Origin of the sequence: Burkholderia sp. HAN2018 (assembly GCF_024704855.1) — a bacterium.
GTDB lineage: Bacteria > Pseudomonadota > Gammaproteobacteria > Burkholderiales > Burkholderiaceae > Burkholderia > Burkholderia cepacia.
This window is the reverse complement of sequence record NZ_QOBB01000417.1, coordinates 1-3,095: the sequence shown is the minus strand read 5'-3', so window position 1 is coordinate 3,095 and position 3,095 is coordinate 1. Positions and strand designations below refer to the sequence as shown.

General features: G+C 68.6%; 3 protein-coding genes and 1 pseudogene. 2 read left to right on the top strand and 2 right to left on the bottom strand.

Annotation, left to right across the window (positions count from 1 at the left end):
• The coding region (locus DPV74_RS40365; protein WP_162923302.1) for an FAD-binding oxidoreductase at positions 1-1,232 on the top strand (1,232 nt) is incomplete at its 5' end.
• A gap of 45 nt (positions 1,233-1,277) precedes the next feature.
• Here the strand turns inward: DPV74_RS40365 and DPV74_RS40360 are convergent.
• The gene (locus tag DPV74_RS40360; protein WP_119339213.1) at positions 1,278-1,850 is read right to left on the bottom strand and encodes a PadR family transcriptional regulator; all 573 of its coding nucleotides are present in this window, start codon (positions 1,848-1,850) and stop codon (positions 1,278-1,280) included.
• Positions 1,851-1,918: 68 nt separating this feature from the next.
• Positions 1,919-2,350, bottom strand: coding sequence for a Cd(II)/Pb(II)-responsive transcriptional regulator (gene cadR / locus DPV74_RS40355; RefSeq protein WP_014895515.1), 432 nt, complete (start codon positions 2,348-2,350; stop codon positions 1,919-1,921).
• Between the two features lie 91 nt (positions 2,351-2,441).
• Here cadR and DPV74_RS40350 point away from each other — a divergent pair.
• A pseudogene (locus DPV74_RS40350) lies at positions 2,442-3,095 on the top strand (heavy metal-associated domain-containing protein); the annotation flags it as partial.

Sequence of the window (3,095 nt, the reverse complement as noted above, 5' to 3'; positions counted from 1 at the left end):
TCGGCGACGTGTCGCGCACGCTTGCGCTGTGCGCGCGGCTCGGCCAGACGGTCGTGCCGCAGGGGGGCCTGACGGGGCTCGCGCGCGGCGCGGTCGCGCTCGGCGGCGAGGTCGTGCTGTCGATGGAACGCTTCGCGGGCGTCGAGGCGCTCGACGCGGCGGCCGGCACGATGACCGTGCGTGCCGGGACGCCGCTGCAGACGGTGCAGGAAGCCGCGGAAGCGGCGGGTTTCACCTTCGGTGTCGATCTCGGCGCACGCGGTTCGTGCCAGATCGGCGGGATGCTCGCGACCAACGCGGGCGGCACGCGCGCGATCCGCTACGGGATGATGCGCGAGCAGGTGCTCGGGCTCGAGGCCGTGCTCGCGGACGGCACGGTCGTGTCGTCGATGAACCGGATGCTGAAGAACAACGCGGGCTACGACCTGAAGCAGCTGTTCATCGGCAGCGAGGGGACGCTCGGCGTCGTCACGCGCGCCGTGCTGCGGCTGCATCCGTTGCTCGCCGCGCCGGCCACGGCGCTCTGCCGCGTGCGCGACTACGACGCGGTCATCGCGCTGTGGAATCGCGTGCGCACGCTGCCGGAGGTCGTCAGTTTCGAGGCGATGTGGCCGGCGTTCTACGACTACGTCGCGCGCCGCACGCCGGGCGTCTCGGCGCCGTTTGTCGGCGACGACGGCTTCGCGGTGCTGATCGAATGCGCGACGAGCGCACCGGGCGGCGATGCGCACCAGGCGCTGGAAACCGGCCTCGCGGCGGGAATCGAGGCCGGGCTCGTGGAGGATGCGGTGCTCGCGACGTCGGAGCGGCAGGCGCGGGACTTGTGGACGCTGCGCGAAGGCCTCGCGATCGACGCACTGCCGCATCTGGTCAACTTCGACGTGAGTTTGCCGACCGGCGAACTCGGCGTGTTCGCCGAACGCTGCGAAGCGGCGCTGCGCATGCAATGGCCGGATGCCGTGTGCCTGTTCTTCGGGCACGTCGGCGACGGCAACGTGCATATCGGCGTGTCACTGGCCGGGATGAGCGATGCGGACGCCGACGCGCTCGATCACTGCGTGTACGCGGTGGTGCGGGACATGGGCGGCTCGGTGTCGGCCGAGCACGGCATCGGCGTGCTCAAGCGGCCCTATCTCGCGCACACGCGCAGCGACGCGGAAATCGGGCTGATGCGACGCCTGAAGGCCGCGCTCGATCCGGGCGGCATCCTGAATCCGGGCAAGGTGCTTTGACGGCGGCGTTGCCTGTCGCCGCCGGGCGCCCGCCTGCGTGATTCGTCAGCCGTCCACCCAGCGCAGCGCGCCGATCTTCAGGTGTTCGACGACGCTGCGCGCCCATCCGAGCTCGGCATTGAGCAGCACGAGCGCGTGTTCGTTCTGCAGCAGGAACAGGCGCGGCACCTGGTCGGCCTGCGCGGCGTTGCGCAGCGTTTCGAGGCGCTCGCGCTCGGCGTCGAGCCGGGCGATCCGAAGCTCGAGCTGGTGGCGGGCATCTTCGGCGTCGAGTAGCGGCAGGAAGGCGAGGCCGGCGCCGAACGCCGGGAATTCGCGCGCGGGCTCCGCGAGCAGCGCATGCAGCCACGCCTGCCCGGCCGTGTGCCCGGCCTCGGTCAGCGCATACAGCGTGCGCTCGGGAAACGCGCCATCGCGCTCGGTGTCGTGAACGGCGATCAGCCCGTCGCGCAGCAGCCGGTCGATCGTCTGGTAGAGGCTCGTGCGCTGCCGGACGTTGACGACTTCGTCGTACCCGCGGGCCTTCAGTTGCTGCAGCATCCCGTACGGATGCATCGGCGTTTCGGTGAGCGTCGCGAGGACGGCCAGCGCGAGCGGGGACGGACGGATAGTGGACATGAATAGTTATCGTATATCTAGTAATAATATAACTATTCTCGACGAAACTATCATATTCCACAAGGGTTTCAGCCGAGGTGCGAGCGCTTCGCGGCCGGTGCGACGGTTTCCATCGTCGCGAGACCGTGCACGATGCCGCAATCCTCGACCGAATGCTCGCCGACGCACTGCCGGCGCAATTCGGTGAGCTGGTCGCGCAGATGCGTGAGTTCCGCGAGGCGCGCATCGACGTGGCCGATGTGTTCGTCGAGCAGCGCATTGATCGAATCGCAAGGATCGGCCGGCGTGTCGGTGAGCTGCAGCAGCGCGCGGATTTCGTCGTGGGCCATGTCGAGTGCGCGGCAGTTGCGGATGAAGCGCAGCCGTTCGACATGCACGTCGGTGTAGTTGCGGTAGTTCGAGTCGGTGCGCTCCGCATCCGGCATCAGCCCCTCTTTCTCGTAGAAACGGATCGTCTCGGGTGTGCAGCGGGCCGCCTTGGCCAGTTCGCCGATCTTCATGTCTTTCTCCCGTGCAAGGGTTGACCTTGTAGTGGCTTCAGGGTGTTAACTCTACTCCGTCAAGCCATTGAAAGCCATTGAGGAGGTTGTCATGACCGATGCCCAGCGTACCCACGACCCACGACACCGTCATGCCGGCGGCGCCGATGCGTGCTGCGCCGATTTGCGCGACACGCAGACGGCGACCGTTGCCGACGCGGTGCCGGCGGCCGGCGAGCGCGCGCATGGCCACGACCATGATCACGGCGATCACGGCGACGCGCATCGGCACGGCGCGGCGTGCACGCACGACCACGGCGCGCACGACCCTTCGGATCATGGCCACGATCATGCGGAAGGCAACGGCCATGCACACGGCGACGCGTGCTCTCACGACCACGGCAAGCACGACCATGCCGACCACGACCACGACCACGACCACGACCACGACCACGACCACGACCACGACCACGACCACGACCACGCGGCCGGCGACTGCTGCGCGCCTGCCGCGCTGACGCTCGCGCCGCTGCCGGTCGCGCAGGCGACCGCGTCGGGTCACGTGCGCTCCGCGTTCCGGATCATGCAGATGGACTGCCCGACCGAGGAAACGCTGATCCGCAAGAAGCTCGGCGGGATGAGCGAAGTGTCGGCGCTCGAATTCAACCTGATGCAGCGGATGCTGACCGTCGAACACGTGCCGGGCGCCCAGCCGGCGATCGAAGGCGCGATCCGCACGCTCGGGATGACGCCCGAGGCCGCGGCG

Coding starts and splice junctions, on each gene's coding strand:
- DPV74_RS40360 (WP_119339213.1), bottom strand. CDS start 1,850: ATGTCCACTATCCGTCCGTCCCCGCTCGCGCTGGCCGTCCTCGCGACG.
- cadR (WP_014895515.1), bottom strand. CDS start 2,350: ATGAAGATCGGCGAACTGGCCAAGGCGGCCCGCTGCACACCCGAGACG.